General features: G+C 69.4%; 21 protein-coding genes and 1 tRNA gene. 13 read left to right on the forward strand and 9 right to left on the reverse strand.

The window, feature by feature from the left end; genetic code table 11:
• Nucleotides 1-118: 118 nt before the first annotated feature.
• Entirely contained in the window at nucleotides 119-2,908 is a 2,790-nt protein-coding gene (gene aceE / locus A5750_RS19030; RefSeq protein ID WP_067264914.1) for a pyruvate dehydrogenase (acetyl-transferring), homodimeric type, read from the reverse strand.
• Nucleotides 2,909-3,093: 185 nt separating this feature from the next.
• Here aceE and A5750_RS19035 point away from each other — a divergent pair, with 185 nt between their 5' ends.
• From A5750_RS19035 to A5750_RS19050, 4 genes are all read left to right on the forward strand, one after another.
• On the forward strand, nucleotides 3,094-3,675 hold the full coding sequence (locus A5750_RS19035) for a hypothetical protein (protein WP_082948295.1): 582 nt from the start codon (nucleotides 3,094-3,096) through the stop codon (nucleotides 3,673-3,675).
• A 92-nt stretch (nucleotides 3,676-3,767) separates the two neighbouring features.
• Entirely contained in the window at nucleotides 3,768-4,190 is a 423-nt protein-coding gene (locus A5750_RS19040; protein ID WP_066951594.1) for a DUF3052 domain-containing protein, read from the forward strand.
• On the forward strand, nucleotides 4,190-4,651 hold the full coding sequence (locus tag A5750_RS19045; RefSeq protein ID WP_066951596.1) for a peroxiredoxin: 462 nt from the start codon (nucleotides 4,190-4,192) through the stop codon (nucleotides 4,649-4,651). The genes A5750_RS19040 and A5750_RS19045 overlap by 1 nt, the downstream gene beginning before the upstream one ends.
• Nucleotides 4,652-4,697: 46 nt before the next feature.
• Nucleotides 4,698-4,772: transfer RNA gene (locus tag A5750_RS19050), tRNA-Val, on the forward strand.
• Nucleotides 4,773-4,796: 24 nt separating this feature from the next.
• Here the strand turns inward: A5750_RS19050 and A5750_RS19055 are convergent.
• Nucleotides 4,797-6,077 carry an NRAMP family divalent metal transporter gene (locus tag A5750_RS19055; protein ID WP_197505465.1) on the reverse strand — a complete coding sequence of 427 codons (1,281 nt, stop codon included), beginning with the start codon at nucleotides 6,075-6,077 and terminating at the stop codon, nucleotides 4,797-4,799.
• An 88-nt stretch (nucleotides 6,078-6,165) separates the two neighbouring features.
• On the opposite strand from A5750_RS19055, the gene A5750_RS19060 reads away from it, so the two are divergent.
• Nucleotides 6,166-7,287 (forward strand): epoxide hydrolase family protein, encoded by a 1,122-nt coding sequence (locus A5750_RS19060; RefSeq protein WP_067264920.1) that lies wholly within the window; start codon nucleotides 6,166-6,168, stop codon nucleotides 7,285-7,287.
• Here the strand turns inward: A5750_RS19060 and A5750_RS19065 are convergent.
• A complete protein-coding gene (locus A5750_RS19065) occupies nucleotides 7,284-8,099 on the reverse strand; it encodes an oxygenase MpaB family protein (RefSeq protein ID WP_067264961.1) in 816 nt (271 codons plus the stop codon). The two genes, A5750_RS19060 and A5750_RS19065, sit on opposite strands and share 4 nt — an antisense overlap.
• Nucleotides 8,100-8,182: 83 nt before the next feature.
• On the opposite strand from A5750_RS19065, the gene A5750_RS25940 reads away from it, so the two are divergent.
• Complete coding sequence (locus A5750_RS25940) at nucleotides 8,183-8,335, forward strand: hypothetical protein (RefSeq protein WP_156664362.1); 153 nt, start codon at nucleotides 8,183-8,185, stop codon at nucleotides 8,333-8,335.
• Between the two features lie 48 nt (nucleotides 8,336-8,383).
• Nucleotides 8,384-9,328, forward strand: coding sequence for a cobalamin biosynthesis protein (locus A5750_RS19070; RefSeq protein WP_067264925.1), 945 nt, complete (start codon nucleotides 8,384-8,386; stop codon nucleotides 9,326-9,328).
• On the opposite strand, the gene A5750_RS19075 is transcribed toward A5750_RS19070, so the two are convergent.
• From A5750_RS19075 to A5750_RS19085, 3 genes are read right to left on the reverse strand one after another with little or no spacing between them, the layout of a single operon-like run.
• Nucleotides 9,310-10,143, reverse strand: coding sequence for an SURF1 family protein (locus A5750_RS19075; protein ID WP_067264963.1), 834 nt, complete (start codon nucleotides 10,141-10,143; stop codon nucleotides 9,310-9,312). The two genes, A5750_RS19070 and A5750_RS19075, sit on opposite strands and share 19 nt — an antisense overlap.
• A gap of 11 nt (nucleotides 10,144-10,154) precedes the next feature.
• Nucleotides 10,155-10,646 carry a low molecular weight protein-tyrosine-phosphatase gene (locus tag A5750_RS19080; protein ID WP_067264927.1) on the reverse strand — a complete coding sequence of 164 codons (492 nt, stop codon included), beginning with the start codon at nucleotides 10,644-10,646 and terminating at the stop codon, nucleotides 10,155-10,157.
• Entirely contained in the window at nucleotides 10,639-11,322 is a 684-nt protein-coding gene (locus tag A5750_RS19085; RefSeq protein WP_197505466.1) for an HAD-IA family hydrolase, read from the reverse strand. The genes A5750_RS19080 and A5750_RS19085 overlap by 8 nt, the downstream gene beginning before the upstream one ends.
• A gap of 81 nt (nucleotides 11,323-11,403) precedes the next feature.
• Here A5750_RS19085 and cobC point away from each other — a divergent pair, with 81 nt between their 5' ends.
• Genes cobC through A5750_RS19115 form a run of 6 tightly spaced genes read left to right on the forward strand, consistent with a single transcriptional unit; the run spans nucleotide 11,404 to nucleotide 16,228 of the window.
• Nucleotides 11,404-12,432 carry an Rv2231c family pyridoxal phosphate-dependent protein CobC gene (gene cobC, locus A5750_RS19090; protein WP_067264933.1) on the forward strand — a complete coding sequence of 343 codons (1,029 nt, stop codon included), beginning with the start codon at nucleotides 11,404-11,406 and terminating at the stop codon, nucleotides 12,430-12,432.
• Entirely contained in the window at nucleotides 12,429-13,562 is a 1,134-nt protein-coding gene (locus tag A5750_RS19095) for a Nif3-like dinuclear metal center hexameric protein (protein ID WP_067264936.1), read from the forward strand. Before cobC ends, A5750_RS19095 begins: the two co-directional genes overlap by 4 nt.
• The gene (locus A5750_RS19100) at nucleotides 13,562-14,299 is read left to right on the forward strand and encodes a zinc ribbon domain-containing protein (protein WP_067264938.1); all 738 of its coding nucleotides are present in this window, start codon (nucleotides 13,562-13,564) and stop codon (nucleotides 14,297-14,299) included. Before A5750_RS19095 ends, A5750_RS19100 begins: the two co-directional genes overlap by 1 nt.
• Nucleotides 14,296-15,408, forward strand: coding sequence for a bifunctional RNase H/acid phosphatase (locus A5750_RS19105; protein ID WP_066951679.1), 1,113 nt, complete (start codon nucleotides 14,296-14,298; stop codon nucleotides 15,406-15,408). Before A5750_RS19100 ends, A5750_RS19105 begins: the two co-directional genes overlap by 4 nt.
• 16 nt (nucleotides 15,409-15,424) lie before the next feature.
• On the forward strand, nucleotides 15,425-16,006 hold the full coding sequence (locus A5750_RS19110; RefSeq protein ID WP_067264946.1) for a TetR-like C-terminal domain-containing protein: 582 nt from the start codon (nucleotides 15,425-15,427) through the stop codon (nucleotides 16,004-16,006).
• Between the two features lie 21 nt (nucleotides 16,007-16,027).
• Complete coding sequence (locus A5750_RS19115; protein ID WP_066951689.1) at nucleotides 16,028-16,228, forward strand: hypothetical protein; 201 nt, start codon at nucleotides 16,028-16,030, stop codon at nucleotides 16,226-16,228.
• Nucleotides 16,229-16,232: 4 nt separating this feature from the next.
• Here A5750_RS19115 and A5750_RS19120 read toward each other — a convergent pair whose 3' ends face one another.
• The 3 genes from A5750_RS19120 to A5750_RS19130 are packed head-to-tail and all read right to left on the reverse strand — an operon-like array spanning nucleotide 16,233 to nucleotide 19,149.
• Nucleotides 16,233-17,744, reverse strand: a complete 1,512-nt coding sequence (locus tag A5750_RS19120) for a molybdopterin-dependent oxidoreductase (RefSeq protein WP_067264965.1) — start codon at nucleotides 17,742-17,744, stop codon at nucleotides 16,233-16,235.
• Nucleotides 17,745-17,788: 44 nt separating this feature from the next.
• Nucleotides 17,789-17,983: a ferredoxin gene (locus tag A5750_RS19125; RefSeq protein ID WP_067264947.1), complete on the reverse strand. Its 195-nt coding sequence runs from the start codon at nucleotides 17,981-17,983 to the stop codon at nucleotides 17,789-17,791.
• Complete coding sequence (locus A5750_RS19130; RefSeq protein ID WP_067264948.1) at nucleotides 17,980-19,149, reverse strand: cytochrome P450; 1,170 nt, start codon at nucleotides 19,147-19,149, stop codon at nucleotides 17,980-17,982. The genes A5750_RS19125 and A5750_RS19130 overlap by 4 nt, the downstream gene beginning before the upstream one ends.
• Nucleotides 19,150-19,182 lie beyond the last annotated feature (33 nt).

Consider the following 19,182-nt stretch of genomic DNA (forward strand, 5'->3'; position numbering starts at 1 on the left):
GTCCCCCCGCGGGGGGGGGGGGGGCCCGGCGGCGCGCCCCCCCGCCCCCCCCGGGGGGCGGGGCGGGCGCCCCCCCGGCGGGGGGGGGCCCCCCCGGGGGCGGGAGGGTGGGCAGCGCTCAGGCCACCCCAGGGTCGGACGTCTGCTCGGGCGCGGCCAAGACGTCGTCGATCCTGTACTGGCGGGCGGCCGCGACCGGCACCGAGGGGTCGATTTCGCCGTCGCGCGCCAACGCCTCCAGCACGGCGACCACCTGCGACTCGGCGTCGGTGTTGAAGTAGCGGCGCGCGGCGGGCCGAGTGTCCGAGAAACCGAAGCCGTCGGTGCCCAGGGTGACGAAGGTGCCGGGCACCCATGGCCGGATCTGCTCGGGAACGGCGCGCATCCAGTCCGACACCGCGATCACCGGGCCGCCGGCGCTCGACAGCGCCTGGGTCACGTAGGCGGTCCCGGCCGGCCGGTCCGGGTGACGCAGCTTCGCCTTTTCGACGGCCACGCCATCGCGGTTGAGCTCGCCCCAGCTGGTCACCGACCAGACGTCGGCGGCGACGTCCCACTCGGCCGCCAACATCTCGGCCGCCTGCAGTGCCGACGGCATCGCCACCCCGGAGGCCAGGATCTGGGCCGTGTTCGCGCGCTGCTCGGTCGCGGCGCGGTAGCGGTAGATGCCCCGCAGCACGCCCTCGGGATCGAAGTTCTCCGGCTCCGGCGGCTGCACGTACGGCTCGTTGTAGATGGTGATGTAGAAGTACACGTCCTCGGGGTTGTCGCCGAACATCCGCGCCAGCCCGCTTTCCACGATGTAGGCGATCTCGTAGGCGAATGCCGGGTCGTAGGCGACCACCGCCGGGTTGGTGCTGGCCAGCAGCAGCGAGTGGCCGTCGGCGTGCTGCAGGCCTTCGCCGGTCAGCGTGGTGCGCCCCGCGGTGGCCCCGAGCAGGAAGCCGCGGGTCATCTGGTCGGCGGCGGCCCACAACCCGTCGCCGGTGCGCTGGAACCCGAACATCGAATAGAAGATGTAGATCGGGATCATCGGCTCGTTGTGCGTCGCATACGACGTGCCCGCCGCGATGAACGAGCCCACCGAGCCCGCCTCGTTGATGCCCTCGTGCAGGATCTGCCCGACTTCGCTTTCCTTGTAGGCCAGCATCAGTTCGGCGTCGACCGCGGTGTACAGCTGGCCGAGGCGGTTGTAGATCTTCAGCGACGGGAACCACGAGTCCATGCCGAACGTGCGCGCCTCGTCGGGAATGATCGGCACGATTCGCGGGCCAACCTCCTTGTCCCGCAACACTTCCTTGAACGTGCGCACGGTCGCCATGGTGGTGGCGACCTCCTGGGTGCCCGAGCCCTTCTTCAGCGCGGAGTAGATCTCGCGGCCGGGCAGCTTGAGCGCCTTGGCCTTGGTGCGGCGCTCGGGCAGGAAGCCGCCGAGGGTGCGGCGACGGTCGAGCATGTAGCGGATCTCCGGAGCGTCCGGGCCGGGGTGATAGTAGGGCGGCAGGTAGGGGTCCTCGTCCAGCTGCGCGTCGCTGATCGGTATTCGCATGGAGTCCCGGAACCACTTAAGGTCTGCCAGCGCAAGCTTTTTCATCTGGTGCGTGGCGTTGCGGCCCTGGAAGTGCGCACCCAGCGAGTAGCCCTTGATGGTCTTGGCCAGGATCACCGTCGGCTGGCCCTTGTGATCGACGGCGGCGCGGTAGGCGGCGTACACCTTGCGGTAGTCGTGACCGCCGCGCTTGAGATTCCAGATCTCGGAATCGGTCATGTTCTCGACGAGCGCCTTGGTGCGCGGGTCGCGGCCGAAGAAGTGGTCGCGCACGTAGGCGCCGTCGTTGGCCTTGTACGTCTGGTAGTCGCCGTCCGGGGTGGTGTTCATCAGGTTCACCAGCGCGCCGTCGCGGTCGGCGTGCAGCAGGGCGTCCCACTCGCGTCCCCAGACCACCTTGATGACGTTCCAGCCCGCCCCGCGGAAGAACGACTCCAGTTCCTGGATGATCTTGCCGTTCCCGCGCACCGGGCCGTCGAGGCGCTGCAGGTTGCAGTTGATGACGAACGTCAGGTTGTCCAGGCCCTCGAGCGCCCCGACGTGCGCCAGCCCGCGGCTCTCCGGCTCGTCCATCTCGCCGTCGCCCAAGAAGCACCACACGTGCTGGTCCGAGGTGTCCTTGATGCCCCGGTCGTGCAGGTAGTGGTTGAACCGCGCCTGGTAGATGGCGTTGAGCGGGCCCAGGCCCATGGACACGGTGGGGAACTCCCAGAAGTCGGGCATCAGCCGCGGGTGCGGGTAGGACGGCAGCCCGCCGCCGGCATGGCTGTGTTCCTGGCGGAAGCCGTCGAGCCGATCCTCGCTGAGCCGGCCTTCGAGGAAGGCGCGCGCATAAATCCCCGGGGACGCGTGGCCCTGGATGAAAATCTGGTCGCCGCCGCCGGGATGCGATTTGCCGCGGAAGAAGTGGTTGAAGCCGACCTCGTACAGCGCGGCCGACGACGCGTAGGTCGAAATGTGGCCGCCGACGCCGACTCCCGGGCGCTGGGCGCGGTGCACCATGATGGCGGCGTTCCACCTGATCCACGCCCGGAAGCGCCGTTCGACGTCCTCGTCGCCGGGGAACCACGGTTCGAGTTCCGTCGGGATCGTGTTGACGTAATCGGTTGACGTGAGCGACGGGATGGCGACGCGCTGCTCGCCGGCCCGTTCCAGCAGCCGCAGCATCAGGTACCGCGCCCGCGCCGGCCCGGAGCGCTCCAGCAGTTCGTCGAACGACTCCAGCCACTCCGAGGTCTCTTCGGGGTCGATGTCGGGCAGGTAGGACGCCACGCCTTCCCGGATCACCCGAACGCGGTCGGGTTCGCTTGCGCTGCTAGGGGTTTTGGCCAGATCGTGGCGTGCGAACTCGGTTGTCAACGCACTGCTCCTGTAGTTGGCGGGGCTTGTGCCCTCGGGGTGCTGTGCACCGTCTCCCTCTATCGTGCCGCACCGGCGTCGGCCGGGGCCAGCCGACGTCGGATAGGTGGCGCGGGTTCACCCGGGGGACACGAACTCGCGCGTAGCGGGACGATCGGCAAAGCCAACCGGTAACGTCAGGAGCCGTGCTCATCGGATGGCGTGCCGTCCTTGCGGGGGGCTTTCCCAGGCGAGGCGCTCTGGCGCTCGGGTGTATTGCGGCGACGCTGATGGGGATCGTGGGGTGTACCACCGTCACCAACGGCACGGCCGCACCCGACACCCAGGTGGCCCCGGCCTATCGGCAGTCGGTGTCCGCGTCGGTGTCCGCGTCGTCGGCGACGTCGCGGGTCCGCGAGTCGCAGCGGCAGCAGTCGCTGACCACCCGGGCGGTGCGCACCTCGTGCGACACGCTGGCCACTACGAGCAAGGACGCGATCGACAAGGTGAACGTCTTCGTCGGCGCGTTCAACGCGGGCCGCGGCACCGGTCCCACGGAGGGCCCGGCCATCGACGCGCTGAACAACAGCGCCGACACGGTGAGCAACAGCTTCAACGATGCGCTGTCCCAGCAGCTGAAGGACGCGTTCAACTCGTATATCGACGCGGCACGCGGGGTGGCCAACGCGATCGGCACCCACGCGGCGACGGGGGAATTCAACCGGCGGGTGGACCGGCTCAACGACGCCAAGACGAAGGCACTCAAACTTTGCCTGGCGTCCTTCTGAGGTGCCTCGTGAGGCGCGAGTGTCGACGCGGTTGCGGCTGTGCGACGATAATCCCCATCGCACGGCGCTGGACGGATTAAGGAGGCTCCACGGTGGTCGCGGCGGATAACGCCTCGAGCTACGCTCGCAAACTGGGCATCCAACGAGACCAAGTTGTCCAGGAATGGGGCTGGGACGAGGACGCCGACGACGAAATCCGCGCTGACGTCGAGGAAGCGTGCGGGGCCGAGTTGCTCGACGAGGACACCGACGAGGTGGTCGACGTCGTCCTGCTGTGGTGGCGCGACGGGGACGGCGACCTGGTGGACACCCTGATGGACGCGATCGGCCCGCTGGCCGAGGACGGCGTGATCTGGGTGCTGACCCCCAAGACCGGCAAGCCCGGCCACGTGCTGCCCGCCGAGATCGCCGAGGCCGCCCCCACCGCCGGCCTGATGCCGACCTCCTCGGTCAACCTGGGCGACTGGAGCGCCAGCCGGCTGGTGCAGCCGAAGTCCCGAGCCGGGAAGCGTTGATGCTGCCCGTCGGCGCCACCGCCCCGGACTTCACACTGCGCGACCAGAACCAACAGCGTGTCAGCCTGAGCGCCTACCGCGGCGCCAAGAACGTGCTGTTGGTGTTCTTCCCGCTGGCCTTCACCGGCATCTGCCAGGGCGAGCTGGATCAGCTGCGCGATCACCTGCCGGACTTCGAGAACGACGACAGCGCGGCACTGGCCATCTCGGTGGGACCGCCGCCCACGCACCGGATCTGGTCGCTGGAGAGCGGATTCACGTTCCCGGTGCTGTCGGATTTCTGGCCGCACGGCGAGGTCAGCCAGGCTTACGGCGTATTCAACGACGAGGCCGGCTACCCCAACCGCGGCACCTTCGTCATCGACCGCTCCGGCGTGATCCGGTTCGCGGAGATGAAACAACCCGGCGAATCCCGCAACCAGCGGCTCTGGACCGACGCGCTGGCTGCTTTGCAGGGCTGAGAGTTTTGGGTACTCGGGCGTGGTGCGTGTAGCCTGCCTCGGGCACGGGCGCGTAGCTCAGTGGTAGAGCTCTGGTTTTACACACCAGCGGTCGGCGGTTCGATACCGTCCGCGCCCACCATCGAACCCGTCGGCTTCCACCCGCTCACGGCCCGACGATCAGCGAAGCGAGCAGGGCCAGGGCGCACACGCCCATGATCGCGACGATCGCCCACCCCATGACGTTGGCGAACCAGTTGTTGGTGTGCCGGCCCATGATCGCCCGGTTGTTGCCGACCAGGGTGATCATCGCCATCAGGGGCGGGGCGAGCACGCCGTTGACCGCGGCCGCGTAGTAGAGCATCCGGAACGGCGGAATCCCGATGAAGTTCAGTCCCACGCCCACGAGCGTCGCCAGGGCGATCACCAAGTAAAAGGCGCGCGCCTCGCGGAATGTGTAACCCAGGCCCGCTTTCCAGCCCAGCGCTTCCGATAGCGCGTAGGAGGCCGAGCCGCTCAGCGTGGGCACGGCCAGGAAGCCGACGCCGATGATCCCGGCCGCGAAGAGCAGATAGGTCAGATCGCCGGCCAGCGGCCGCAGGGCCAGTGCCGCCTGGTCGGGGGTGTCCACCGACGTCACGCCCGCCGTGTGAAGTACGGACGCGCAGGTCAGGATGATGAAGAACTGCACGATGTTCGAGAAGCCCATTCCCACGGCGGTGTCGGCGCGCATGCCGCGGATGTCGCTTTCGAGCACGACCGGCACGCCCTTGCCGTAGAACTTCATCCGCCCGCGGGCGAAGTCCTCCTCGGCCTCCTGGTCAGCCTCCCAGAAAAAGCAGTAGGGCGTGATCGTGGTCCCCAGCACGGCCACGATATTCAGCGCGTAGTCGCGTGACCATTCGACGTGCGGGGTGAACGCGCTGAGCGCCACCGTGGGCCACCACGGATGGTGGACGACGAACGCTGCTACGACGTAGGCCAACAGGCTCAGGCACACATACTTGAGGAACCGCGCGTAAGCCGGGTAGGGCACTGAGATCTGTAGTGCCAGCGAAATCCCGACGATCACCGCCAACCAGGCCAACAACGGGGCGTGAACGAGCAACTGACCGGTTGCCGCCATCGCGCCGAGGTCAGCCCCGACATTGACGGTGTTGGCGACCAGCAGTAGCGACACGGCCACGTGGAGGACGCGGCGCGAATAGTGCTCGCGCAGCACCGCCGCCAGTCCGCGGCCGGTGACCATGCCGATCCGTCCGCAAATCTCTTGGATCGCACCCATGAACGGGTAGGTCCATGCGGCGACCCACAGCTGGGCATAGCCGAACTGGGCACCCGTTTGGCTGTAGGTCTGAATGCCCGAGGGGTCATCGTCAGACGATCCGGTGACGAACCCCGGCCCGAGAATGTGCCAGGCGGCCGCGGCGCGGGCACGAAGGGACACGCCCGAATGATGGCACATGGCTCGGCTGTCGATGGACTTCTGTGGCCCGAGCCGGTGTGGCAGCCTCAGGGGCGTGAATAGCGAACCCGTGGAACCGTTTCGCATCGACGTCCCCGACGACGTCCTGGAAGACCTGCAATCGCGGCTGGCCCGCACCCGCTGGCCGGAAGCCGAATGCGTGGACGACTGGAGCCAGGGCATACCGCTGGCCTACACCCGCGACCTGGCCGGGTATTGGGCCGACGAATACGACTGGCGGTCACGCGAGGCGGCGCTGAACCGCTTCGACCAGTTCATCACCGAAATCGACGGGCTCGACATCCATTTCATCCACCAGCGCTCCCCGCACGACGACGCGTTCCCGCTGCTGATCACCCACGGCTGGCCCGGCTCGATCGTGGAGTTCCACAAGGTGATCGAGCCGCTGACCAACCCGGCGTCCGGGCGCGCCGAGGACGCCTTCCACGTGGTCTGCCCGTCGCTGCCCGGATATGGGTTCTCCGGCAAGCCGACGCGCACGGGCTGGGGCGTGGAGAAGATCGCCGAGGCCTGGGAGACGTTGATGCTGCGCCTGGGCTATGACCGCTACGGCGCGCAGGGCGGCGACTGGGGCGCCGCCGTGACCACGCAGATCGGCCGAAACGGCGGCCACTGCGCGGGCATCCACCTCAACATGCCGATCGGTCGGCCCACGCCGGAGTCGCTGAAGAACCCGACCGAAGAGGAGCAGCGGGCCATGGCCGCACTGGCCGACCACCGCAAGTGGGGCACCGGCTATTCCAAGCAGCAGTCCACCCGGCCGCAGACGCTGGGATACGGGCTGGCCGATTCGCCGGTGGGGCAGTTGGCGTGGATCGTCGAGAAGTTCTGGGCGTGGGCCGATTGCGGCGGCCATCCGGAGAATGTGTTCGCCCGTGACGAGCTGCTGGACAACGTGATGGTCTATTGGGTGACCGATACCGGCGCGTCATCGGCCCGCCTATACTGGGAGAGCTTCCGGGTGTGGGGGCAGCTGGATCGCGTCGAAATGCCCACGGGCGTAGCGGCTTTCCCGGGCGAGCTGCTGAAGGCGCCCAGAAGCTGGTGCGAGCCGGTGTACAACATCACCCACTGGACGACGATGGAGCGCGGCGGGCACTTCGCCGCGTTCGAACAACCGGAGCTGTTCGTCGACGACGTCCGCGCGTTCTTCGCGACGGTGCGGGCTTAGACGATCCGCCAACCCCGCCGCACACGAAATCGCATGTCCCACAGGTAGATCTGGTATTCGAGGAGCCAGACCCCGTGCGGCAGGAAGAGGTCTGCCAGCCGCAGCGTGGACAGCAGCCACTCGAACCGGCGCTGCCGGCCCCGCGACCAGTCCAGCCGCATCAGCGCGCGAAACTCCGGAGCCAGAAACCCCGTCGTCGCAAACAGGTTGAACGGGCCGGCCAAGACGCGCAACGGCCACGGCAGGAACGCCAGCGCCGCCACGCCGCGCAGATGCTCTCGTACCGGAGGGTCGATGCGCAGCTCGTCGAGCGAGCGCTTCCAGTACTCGTCAAACGCCGCCCGGTCCGGCGGCCACATGCGCTCGGGCACCTGCAGCGTGGTGCCCAGGCGCTTGGCGTCGAGGTAGACCGCGTCGGCGGCGTCGTCGTCGAGCGGGCCGTGCAGAAACTCGTGCTGATCGACGAAATAGCGGTACAGGCACGACGCCACCCACAACTGCAGCTTGGGGTCGAAAGCGTTGTAGGACACCGGGCTTGACGACTTGGATCGGACCTGCCGGTGTGCGATGTCCACGGCGCCGCGGATCAACGCGCGGTCGGATTCGGTGCCGATGGTGGCGACCGCGAGGTAGGTGCCGGTGGTGCGCGCCCGCTTGAACGGATGCTTGTAGACGTTGCCGCTGTCCACCGGGCTTTCCAGCACGCCGTACCCGACGCCGGGCAGGGACAACTGCATGATTACGTTCGCGGCCGGGAGCAGCAGTGCCGCCGGGTTCAACAGGTCGGCGACCCGGGTCGCGGGCCGCTTCATCGCGGACGACGCCATGTCGTCGAGTGAACCACGTACCGCGGCCGAGACGTTAGAACCGGCCGAAAACGGGCACATCTGGGCAGATGAGTACCCAATTCGGCGTCCCGACTTCCGGGCCGCCGCGCCGACGGGCGGCCATGTCGACGGGCGCCCTCGAATCATCCCTACTGATGTGGTGGGTGATCGTCGTGCTGATCGCCGCGGTGATCGTCGCGGCAATCTTCGCGATGGCGTAGGCCGCGCTGATCGTCTGGCCGGCGCGCCTCGTGTGAGACGCTGCCAGGGTGTTAGCGACGCGGACCCGGCTGGCCGGCGTGCTGGCCGGCTACCTGGCCGACGTCGCGCTGGGCGACCCGGTGCGGGGGCATCCGGTCGCGGCCTTCGGGCGGGCCGCCGCCGGGTTGGAGAAGATGACCTACCGCGACAGCAGGGTCGCGGGGGTGGTGCATGTCGGCGTGCTGGTCGGGACCGTCAGCGTGCTCGGCACCACGCTGCAACGGACCGCCGACCGCGGTGGCCCGCCGTGGTCGATCGCCGCCACCGCAGCGGCCACCTGGGTATCGGTGGGCGGAACATCGTTGGCGCGCACCGGCATGGCGATGTCGGAACTGCTGGAGCGGGCGGACATCGAGGCCGCGCGCCGGCTGCTGCCGTCGCTGTGCGGGCGCGACCCGGCCCGGCTGGACGGTGCCGGCCTGACGCGGGCGTCGCTGGAATCGGTCGCGGAGAACACATCCGACGCCCAGGTGGCGCCGCTGCTGTGCGCGGCAATGGGCGGGGTGCCCGCGGTGCTGGCGTACCGCGCCGTCAACACGCTGGACTCGATGATCGGTTACCGATCGGCGCGCTACGCCCGATTCGGGTGGGCCGCAGCGAGATTGGATGATGTAGCCAACTACGCCGGCGCGCGGGCGACGGCGGCGCTGGTGGTGATGTTCGCGCCTTTCGTCGGCGGGTCGCCGTCGGGCGCGGTGCGGGCCTGGCGCCGTGATGCCGCCCGTCACCCCAGCCCCAACGCCGGTGTCGTCGAGGCGTCCTTCGCCGGGGCGCTGGGGGTGCGACTCGGCGGGCCCACCCAGTACCGCCACGAGTTGCAAATCCGGCCGACCCTGGGCGACGGCCACGAGCCGACGGTGGCCGACCTGCGCCGTGCGGTGGCGCTCTCGCGGACGGCGCAAGCGGGTGCCGCACTGCTGGCGGTGCTGCTCTGTTACCTGCGGCGGCCGTAGCGGTCGGCGAGTTTCGCCTCCACGGTCGTCGGGGCCTCCGAAGCCGGCGCCGCGTCGGCCGCGGATTGCTGTTCCTTTTCCCGGCGGCGCGCGCGGATCTCGGAATATGCGAAGTAGCCCAACCCGAGTGGCGCGACGATGCCGAAGGAAATCCACTGGATGCCGTAGGACAGGAAGGGGCCGGCGTCCAGGTGCGGCACGCCGATCACGCCGAGTCCGCCGGGCTGGTCCTCGGTCAACTGAAGATACGAGCCCGCCAGCGGGACCTTGGTCAGCGCCGCGACCTGTTCGGTGCTGATCGAGTACACCTGCTGCACACCGTCTTGGGCGAAGGGGTCTTTGCCCGGCGCGATGGCCTCGGAGTCGCGCAGCCGCGCGGTGATGGTGACCGTGTCCTGGGGCGGGCGGGGGATCGGCGGCACGTGGGATCCCTGTTCGGGCCGCACGTAGCCCCGATCCACGAGCACGGTGGGTCCGGCGTCGACGACGAACGGTGCCAGCACCTCGAACGCCGGCTTGCCCTCGATCACCCGCAACCGGGCGAGCACCTGGACGTCGGGCAGGTAGTGCCCGGTGGCCGTCACGCGGCGCCATTGCGCGTTCGGTGCCGACGAATCCTGTTGCGGCAGCAGTGTTTTAACAGGAACGGGCCCGGTGTTGAGGGAATACTCGATCTGCCGGTTCTCCCGCGACGTCCGGTTGTGCTTGCCGAGTTGCCAGGGCGCCAGCACCGTGAAGCACAGGTAAGTGAAGGCGATGACCACCAGTGCCAGCGCGATCCAGCCGGGTCGCAGCAGGAACGTCAGCCGGCGCATCACCCTCGGCATCAGGACGATCCGTTTCCGCCGAGTCGGTCGTCCACCCAGGCGTGCAGGCCGGGCAGCGCGGCCTCGATGACGGCGAAGACATCCTCGAAGTCCTGTGCGTCGCCGTAGTAGGGGTCCTCGACGTCGAGGGCGTGGGCGCTCGAACGCGGGTCGAAGGACCGCAACATCCGCACGCGCTCGTCGTCGACACCCAGCTCGCGCAACATCCGAAGGTGGTTGCGGCCCAGCGCCACCACCAGGTCGGCCGCCAGATGGTCGGCGTCGACCTGAGCGGCGCGGTGGTCGGTGGAGTAGCCGTGGGCGCGCAGCACATCGGTCGCCCGGTCGTCGGCGCACTGGCCGACATGCCAGTTGCCGGTGCCCGCGCTGGTCACCCGAACGGCGTCGGCCAGGCCGCGGCGGCGCAGCTGGTCGGCGAACATCTTCTCGGCCATTACCGACCGGCAGATGTTCCCCGTGCAGACGAAGGTGACGTGCAGCGGCTCAGACACCGAGCGCCGCCCGCAGTTCGTCGATGGTCGCGGCGTGCGTCACGCCGGTGAGGCTGAACCCGTCGGCGAAATCGTCTCGCCCGTAGCCCCAGCCGACCACCACCGTGTCGATGCCGTGCGCGGCCGCGCCGTGCACGTCGTGGCTGCGGTCGCCGACCATGAGCACCCGCTCGGGCAGCGGCTGCAGCTGCTCCAACGCGTGCGCCAGGACGTCGACCTTGGTCTTGCGGGAGCCGTCGGGGCTCGCCCCGGCGATCACCTCGAAGTAGTGGTCAAGCCCGAAATGGGCGAGGATGCGCCGCGCCGTCGTTTCCAGCTTCGAGGTGGCCACGGCGAGCCGGATACCGGCGGCGCTCAGATCGGCCAACAGCGGCTCGATGCCCTCGAACAGCGTGTTCATCGCCCAGCCCCGGCTGCCGTATTCGGCGCGGAAGGCGGTGATCGCCCGCTCGGCGTCCTCGCCCAGCATGGACCGGAAGGTGTCGTCCATCGGCGGGCCCACGATCTGTGCCACCAGGTCGCCGTCGGGCACCGCGACGCCGACGTGCTCGAGCGCATGCAGGAAGCTGGCCATGATGCCCTCCGCGGAGTCGGTGAGGGTGCCGTCGAGGTCGAAGATCACCAGCTCGGTGGTGCGGCCCGGCGACGGACGATCGGTGGACGTTGTGCCTGTCACCTCACCATTGTCCTCGATGGTCGCGTCCGGGTATGACGGTGTCGCTCCCACCCGCCCAAACGGCCCACTAGTGTTTCTCGGATGGCGAGTCTGAACTTGAGCCCGCCTGCGACGCGCTATCACGGTGATCAGGCCGTCGCACCCGGGATGCTGGATTTCGCCGTCAACGTCCGTCACGCCCAACCGCCCGACTGGCTGGTGCGGCGGCTGGCCGCGCGGCTGCCCGATCTTGGGCGCTACCCGAGCGCCCAGGACGTGCGCTCGGCCCAGGACGCGGTCGCGGAGCGGCACGGCCGACCACGCGACGAGGTGCTGCCGCTGGCCGGGGCCGCGGAGGGGTTCGCGTTGCTGAGCAACCTGCGTCCGGCGCGGGCGGCGATCGTTGCGCCCGCGTTCACCGAGCCGGCGGACGCGCTCGGCGCGGCCGGGGTGCCCGTGCACCACGTGGTGCTCGAGCCGCCCTTCGGCCTGGACGCGGTGACCGTTCCCGACGACGCCGACCTGGTCGTGGTGGGCAATCCGACCAACCCAACCTCGGTGCTGCACACCCGCGAGCAGCTCCTCGCGTTGCGCCGGCCCGGCCGGATCCTGGTGGTCGACGAGGCGTTCGCCGATTCGATCCCGGGCGAACCGGAGTCGCTGGCCGCCGATTCGCTGCCCGATGTCCTGGTGTTGCGCAGCCTGACCAAGACGTGGGCGCTGGCGGGATTGCGGGTGGGCTACGCCCTGGGGTCCCCGGAAGTGTTGGCCCGGTTGACCTCTCGGCGTGCCCACTGGCCGGTGGGGACGCTGCAGCTGGCGGCCATCGCGGCGTGTTGCGGCCGGCAGGCCGTCGCCGAGGCGGCGGCCGGCGCCGCGCGCCTGGCGGAGTTGCGCGCCGAGATGGTGGCCGGCCTGACGTCGGTGGGCGCCGAGGTGGCCGACGGCCGCGCGCCGTTCGTGCTGTTCCGCAGGGCGGACGCCGTTGAGATTCGAAAGACGTTGCAGGACAGGGGGATTGCCATCCGTCGCTGTGATACGTTCGTCGGCTTGGACGAGCGTTACCTGCGGGCCACGGTGCGCCGGGAGTGGCCGCTGCTGGTTGCGGCCATCGCGGAGGTGCGCCGGTGAGCGTGCGGCTGGCCGACGTCATCGACGTGCTGGACGAGGCCTACCCGCCGCGGCTCGCCGAATCGTGGGACTCGGTGGGCCTGGTGTGCGGCGACCCCGACGATGCGATCGAGTCGGTGACCGTCGCGGTGGACGCGACGGCCGCGGTCGTCGACGAAGTTCCGGCGGGCGACCTGCTGCTGGCCCATCACCCCTTGCTGCTGCGCGGGGTCGACACCGTGGCGGCCAGCACGCCCAAGGGCGCGCTGGTACACCGCCTGATCCGAACGGGGCGTTCGCTGTTCACCGCGCACACCAACGCCGACTCGGCCTCACCGGGCGTGTCCGATGCGCTGGCCCAGGCCCTCGGCCTCACCGTCGAGGCTGCCCTGGAGCCGCGAACGGCCGCTCCCGACCTGGACAAGTGGGTCATCTATGTGCCGCGTGACAACGCGGAGGCGGTGCGGGCGGCGGTGTTCGAGGCGGGCGCCGGGCACATCGGCGACTATTCGCACTGCAGCTGGAGCGTCAGCGGCATCGGGCAGTTCCTGCCGCACGAAGGGGCGTCGCCGGCGGTGGGCAGCGTCGGAGCCGTCGAGAAGGTGGCCGAGGACCGGTTCGAGGTCGTCGCGCCCGCTGGGATCCGGGCCGCCGTGCTGGCGGCCATGCGCGCCGCCCACCCCTACGAGGAGCCCGCGTTCGACGTCTTCGCGTTGCTGCCCCCGCCCGGTGACGCCGGGTTGGGCCGCATCGGCGCCCTGCCCCGGGCCGAACCGCTGCGCGACTTCGTGGCCCGCGTCGAAGCCGCCCTGCCGCGCACGGCGTGGGGCGTGCGCGCGGCCGGCGATCCCGACCTGCCGGTATCCCGGGTCGCCGTTTGCGGCGGCGCCGGGGACTCGCTGCTCGATGCCGCGGCCGGCGCGGGTGTGCAGGCCTACGTGACGGCCGACCTGCGGCACCATCCGGCCGACGAGCATCGCCGGGCCTCCGGCGTGGCGCTGATCGACGTGGCGCACTGGGCGAGTGAATTTCCGTGGTGCCACCAGGCCGCCGACCTGTTGCGGTCCCGTTTCGGTGCCGCGCTGCCGGTGCGGGTATGCACCATTCGCACCGACCCATGGAATATGGGGCAAATGGAGGGTGACCACTGATGAAGGCCGAAGTCGCTCAGCAGCGTTCGCTGCTCGAGCTGTCGAAGCTGGACGCCGAGCTGTCCCGCATCACGCACCGGGCCAGCCATCTGGCGGAGCAACAGGCCTGCGAGCGGCTGCAGGAGGACCTCAGCGCCGCCGGTGACCGCGTGGGCGCCATTCGGATCGCATTGGAGGACATCGACGTTCAGGTGTCGCGGTTCGAGTCCGAAATCGAGGCGGTCCGGCAGCGCGAGGACCGCGATCGGTCGTTGCTGCAGTCCGGTGCCACCGACGCGAAGCAACTGTCGGATCTACAGCACGAGCTGGAGACCCTGACGCGCCGCCAGGCCAGCCTGGAAGATTCGCTGCTCGATGTGATGGAGCGCCGCGAGGAGCTGCAGTCCCAGCTGGATGACGGGCAGGGCAAGGTCGAAGCGCTGGAGGCCGAATTGGCCGAAGCCCAGCGGGCTCTCGACGCGGCGCTCGCCGAAATCAGCGAGACCCGGCAGACGCATTCGTCGCGGCGCGAAACGCTGAGCGCGACGCTGGACCCCGCCCTGTCCGCGTTGTACGAACGCCAGCGCGCCGGGGGAGGCCCGGGCGCCGGGCCGCTGCTCGGGCGCCGGTGCGGCGCCTGCCGCCTCGAGATCGACCGCGGCGAAATGTCGCGGATCTCCGCCGCCGCCGAAGACGAAGTGGTGCGGTGCCCGGAGTGTGGCGCGATCCTGTTGCGGGTCAACGGGTTCGACCAGTGAAGGTGGTGATCGAGGCCGACGGCGGATCGCGCGGCAATCCCGGCCCGGCCGGATACGGCGCCGTGGTGTGGACCCAGGACCGCTCCACGGTGCTCGCCGAGAACAAGCAGGCCATCGGCAGGGCCACGAACAACGTGGCCGAATATCGTGGCCTGCTGGCCGGTTTGGACGACGCCTTGCGGGTCGGCGCGACCGAGGCCGCCGTCTTCCTGGATTCCAAGCTGCTGGTGGAGCAGATGTCGGGGCGCTGGAAGGTCAAGCATCCCGACCTGATCGAGCTGCACGGCCAGGCCCGAGAGCTGGCGGCGCGGTTCGATCGGGTCAGCTACACCTGGATTCCGCGGGACCGCAACTCGTACGCAGATCGGCTGGCCAACGAGGCGATGGATGCGGCCGCCGCCGGCGGCCCCGGGGAAGATCCCGGGCAGGCCGAGGCCGAGCCCGCGAAAACCGCTGCGCCGCAATCCCCGCAGGCGCCCGGATGGACCGGTGCGCGCGGTACGCCGACCAGGCTGCTGTTGCTCCGACACGGCCAGACCGAATTGTCGGCGCAGCGCCGTTACTCGGGGCGCGGCAACCCGGCCCTGACCGAAGTGGGGCGCCGGCAGGCCGACGCCGCGGCCCGTTATCTGGCGCAGCGCGGCGGAATCTCGGCCGTGTTCGCCTCACCGCTGCAGCGGGCCTACGACACGGCGGCCAGGGCCGCCAAGGCGCTCGGCCTGGACGTGACCGTCGACGACGACCTGATCGAGACCGACTTCGGCGCCTGGGAGGGGTTGACGTTCGCCGAGGCCGCCGAGCGTGACCCGGAGCTGCACGGGCGCTGGCTGCGGGATACCGGCACCACCCCGCCGGGCGGTGAAAGCTTCGACGACGTGCTCGACCGGGTGCTGAAGGCCCGCGGACGCATCATCGCAGCGCACCAGGGCACAACGGTGCTGGTGGTGTCCCACGTGACGCCGATCAAGATGCTGCTGCGGCTCGCGCTGGAGGCCGGTCCGGGCATCCTGTACCGGCTGCATCTCGATCTGGCATCGCTGAGCATTGCGGAGTTCTATTCTGACGGGGCGTCTTCCGTGCGTTTGGTGAACCAGACGGGCTACCTGTAGGCGCCAAGGAGAACTCATGCGGCCGCCCCAACCATCAGGAGATCCGATTCCTGCGGACATTCGGGCGCTGGTGATGCCGGCCGTGCTCGACGAGTTGACCCGATGGGGCGTCGAGCGGTTCAGCATCGAGGCGTTGGCCGAGCGGCATCACTTCGACCCCGCGATGGTGTACCGGTATTGGGCGGATCGGCGCCAACTCATCGTCGACGCGGTTCTTTCCGACGTCGAGACGGTGAGCTCGGGAACCGACACCGGCTCATTGCGGGGAGACCTGGAGGCCCTGGCCCGCAATGTGACCCATCGGATCAACACCGAAGTCGGCTGCACACTATTGCGCGCGCTGGTGATGGACGGCCGTCGGGGGCACGATGAAGTCACCCGCGTGCGGTTCTGGCGGGCACATTTCAGTGCGATGCGCGCGGTCGTGGACCGGGCCAGGGAGCGGGGCGAATTGCGCGACGGCGTCAACACCCTGGCCGCGGTTCAGATCCTGCTGGCGCCGCTCAACATTCGGGCCCTGTACTCCGACGTTCCCGTCGACGACGACTACCGCGCCGCCATCGTCGACATGGCCTGGCACGCGCTCGCCCGCCGGTGAGCCTGGTCGTACCATCCGCCTATGAGAAGGACATTCGTCGCGACCTTAGCCCTCGGTTTGATCGTCGCCTTGTTCGGTCTGATCTGGGCACTTCAGGGATTCGGGGTGCTCGGCGGTAGCCCGATGAGCAACACCACCACCTGGTCGGTCATCGGTCCGATCACGGCGGTGATCGGCATCGTGATCGCGGTAGTCAGCTGGCGGAAACTCTCGTCGAAATAGGGCCTCACGTCCCCGTCACGGTGAAGTCCACCGTGTGCCAGCCGGTGGCGCCGTCGGGGACCGTAGCGACCCGATCCGCAGTCTGGGTGGCCCCGGTGTTGTCGGTGGCGCGCACCGTGATGCTGTGCCGCCCAGGGCTCTTCGCCTGCCAGGGAAAGCTCCACAGCCGCCAGGTCTCGTTGGAGTAGCTGGCGCCCTGTTCGGCGGCCTGCCACGCGCCGTCGTCGATGCGGACTTCCACGGACCGCACGCCGCGATTCTGCGCCCAAGCGACACCACCGAAAACCACGGGGCCCGCCGGCACCCGCTGACCGCTTTTCGGCACGTCGATCCGCGACTCGGTCTTGACGGGTGCGCGCGGTGCCCAGCCCTGCCGCGTCCAGTACGCCTCCGCCTTGTCGAAGCGGGTCAGCTCCATGTCGACCAGCCATTTGGTGGCCGACACATACCCGTAGAGCCCGGGCACCACCAGCCGGGCCGGATAGCCGTGCTCGATCGGCAGGGGCTCACCGTTGAGGGCGACCGCCAGCAGCGCGTCGCGGCCATCGGTGAGCGCATCCACCGGAGTGCCGGCAGTGAAGCCGTCGATCGACGTCGACAGCACCATGTCGGCCTCCGGACGCACACCGGCCGCGGCCAACAGATCGGCCACTCGATAGCCCGTCCAAAGCCCGGTCGAAACGAGCTTGCCGCCAACGGGATTGGACACGCAGGTAAGCGTCGCCACCTTTTCGACGACGTCAAAACCGGCGAGGTCGGCGAAGGTGTAGGTGGCTTCCCGGTTCACCATGCCGTGAATGCGCAGCCGCCAGTCGGAGTGGCTGAGTTGGGGAACGGTGAGCGCGGTGTCCACCCGGTAGAAGTCGGCGCTGGGGGTGACGAAGCTGGGCAGCGCAATGCCTTTCGGCTGCACATCGGCGGGTATCGGGGGCGCCGGGGTGCGCGGTGTGGGCAGCGTGAAGCTGGTGCGGTCGGCGGCCACCGAATGCACCAACCGCGTGATGATCGCGCCCGCCACGCCGCTCACGACTCCGAATCCGAGCACGCCGAGCACCACCAACCTGCGCCTGCCGGCATCGGGCTCGTCGTGGTCGCCGGTGTCTTCGGGGACCGGCCGAAAACGACGGGTGAGCAGGCGCAGGGCGGCGACGCCGCAGGCCGCGCCCGCGATGGTCGGGATCGTGTCGAGCGCCGTCGCGCCCGGCCGCGTCAACACCGCGACGCATCCGAGCGCGCCCGCCGCGGCGATAACGGCGCTACCGATTGGGCGGCGGAGGGTCTCGAACGTCCCGGCAATGGCGGCGATTGCGGCGATCACCACCAGTACGGCCACGGTTAGGAAGAGTTTGTCCAGCGAGCCCAGGGTCTGAATCGCCCACTCTTTGACCGGGCCCGGTGTCAGGTCGACGACGGCCGCGCCGATCGCGGCCCGCGAGTCGGCCCGCGCACCGAACGGTATGCCCACCAGCTGGGCCACCCCGAGCGCGACGGCCGCGGCGGCGACCCCGGCGATCATCCGCTCGTTCGACGGCGCGGCAGCCACCGGAGTCACGCTCTGCTTCAACGGGTTAGGAAGATGGCGCCTTCGGGGCAATTCTGCTCCGCAGTGACGGCCTGCGCCTCGAGCTCGCCGGACACCTCATCGACGAGCACGACGGAGTGGCCGACCTCGTCGGCGTCGAAGACGTCGGGCGCCAGGGTGTAGCAGCGCCCGTGCCCAGTGCAACGGTCGGCGTCGACGACTATCCGGGTCATGGTGCCGAGAACACCAGCGGCAGCGACTCCACCGAACGCAGCGCGGCGGTGTAGGTCAGCTGGGTGCCGGGCTTGATCTCGTAATCCGGTATGCGCCGATGGAATTCGCGCAGCGCCACCCGCAGCTCCATACGGGCGAGGTGCGAGCCGAGGCAGCGGTGCGGGCCGCCGCCGAAGGCGCGGTGCCGATTCGGGTTGCGGGTGAAGTCCACCAGCTCCGGGTCGGCGAACTCGGCGGGGTCGGTGTTGGCGGCACCCAGTAGCGGGCTGACCCGTTCGCCCGTGCTGATCGGACACCCGCCCACCTCGACGTCTTGAATGGCGACCCGAGCGACGCCGGGCACCGGTGTCTCCCAGCGCAGCAACTCCTCGACGGCCCCGGGCAACACGTCGGGCTGCTCGACCAGCTGACGGCGGTGGTCGGGGTGGCGCGCGAGGTACACGAAGAAACAGTCGAGCGAGTCGGTCACCGTGTCCAGCCCGGCGATCAGGAACAGGAAGCAGATGTCCAGGAGTTCTTCGCGCGACAGCGGCTGCCCGGCGATGTCGGCGGCGATCATGGCCGACAGCACGTCGTCGCGGGGGTTGGCGATGTGCTCGTCGATGGCACGGTCGAAGTAGTCGTAGATCTGTTGTGCCACTGCTGCGGAGCTGTCGTGGCGGCGGTCGAAGCCGGAATCCCCCTCCGGGCGGATCACGCCGTCCTTCCACTCCAGGAACTTGTCGAGGTCCTCCAGCGGCAGCCCGAGCACCTGCAGGAAGACGGTGCACGGCAGGGGCACCGCGAACTCGGCGTGAAAGTCGCACTCGCCCCGATCGGCGAAGCGGTCGATCATCTCGTTCACTAATTCGGCGACGCGCGGCTCGCGCCTGGCCATCTCCCGCGGGGTGAACAGCGGGTCGAGGACCCGGCGGTACTTCGCGTGTTCGGGCGGGTCGATCTGCAGGGGGATCAGCGGCCGGACGTTGCCCAGGTCGACGGCGTCCATGTTCGACGAGAACAGCTCGGTGTGTTTGAGCGCCATCTCGATGTCGGCCAGGCGACTGAGAACCACCGCCTGCGGCGACCGGAACACCGGACTCGTTTCGCGCAGCGCCTTATACATCGGCTGCGGCTCCGCGAGACCAGTCATGGTCTGGTCGACGAACCCTTCGGTTTCTGTCATCTGGTCAGACTGGCACCAACATCCCCGCTGGGC

It is taken from the genome of Mycobacterium sp. 852002-51613_SCH5001154, from assembly GCF_001667425.1.
GTDB lineage: Bacteria > Actinomycetota > Actinomycetes > Mycobacteriales > Mycobacteriaceae > Mycobacterium.

Bases quoted from the DNA above. Each gene is read 5' to 3' on its own strand.
- A5750_RS19115 (WP_066951689.1), top strand. From the start codon at position 16,028: ATGAGAAGGACATTCGTCGCGACCTTAGCCCTCGGTTTGATCGTCGCC.
- A5750_RS25940 (WP_156664362.1), top strand. From the start codon at position 8,183: ATGAGTACCCAATTCGGCGTCCCGACTTCCGGGCCGCCGCGCCGACGG.
- A5750_RS19075 (WP_067264963.1), bottom strand. From the start codon at position 10,143: ATGCGCCGGCTGACGTTCCTGCTGCGACCCGGCTGGATCGCGCTGGCA.
- A5750_RS19110 (WP_067264946.1), top strand. From the start codon at position 15,425: ATGCGGCCGCCCCAACCATCAGGAGATCCGATTCCTGCGGACATTCGG.
- A5750_RS19045 (WP_066951596.1), top strand. From the start codon at position 4,190: ATGCTGCCCGTCGGCGCCACCGCCCCGGACTTCACACTGCGCGACCAG.
- A5750_RS19100 (WP_067264938.1), top strand. From the start codon at position 13,562: ATGAAGGCCGAAGTCGCTCAGCAGCGTTCGCTGCTCGAGCTGTCGAAG.
- A5750_RS19120 (WP_067264965.1), bottom strand. From the start codon at position 17,744: ATGATCGCCGGGGTCGCCGCCGCGGCCGTCGCGCTCGGGGTGGCCCAG.
- A5750_RS19065 (WP_067264961.1), bottom strand. From the start codon at position 8,099: ATGAAGCGGCCCGCGACCCGGGTCGCCGACCTGTTGAACCCGGCGGCA.
- A5750_RS19130 (WP_067264948.1), bottom strand. From the start codon at position 19,149: ATGACAGAAACCGAAGGGTTCGTCGACCAGACCATGACTGGTCTCGCG.
- A5750_RS19125 (WP_067264947.1), bottom strand. From the start codon at position 17,983: ATGACCCGGATAGTCGTCGACGCCGACCGTTGCACTGGGCACGGGCGC.
- cobC (WP_067264933.1), top strand. From the start codon at position 11,404: ATGGCGAGTCTGAACTTGAGCCCGCCTGCGACGCGCTATCACGGTGAT.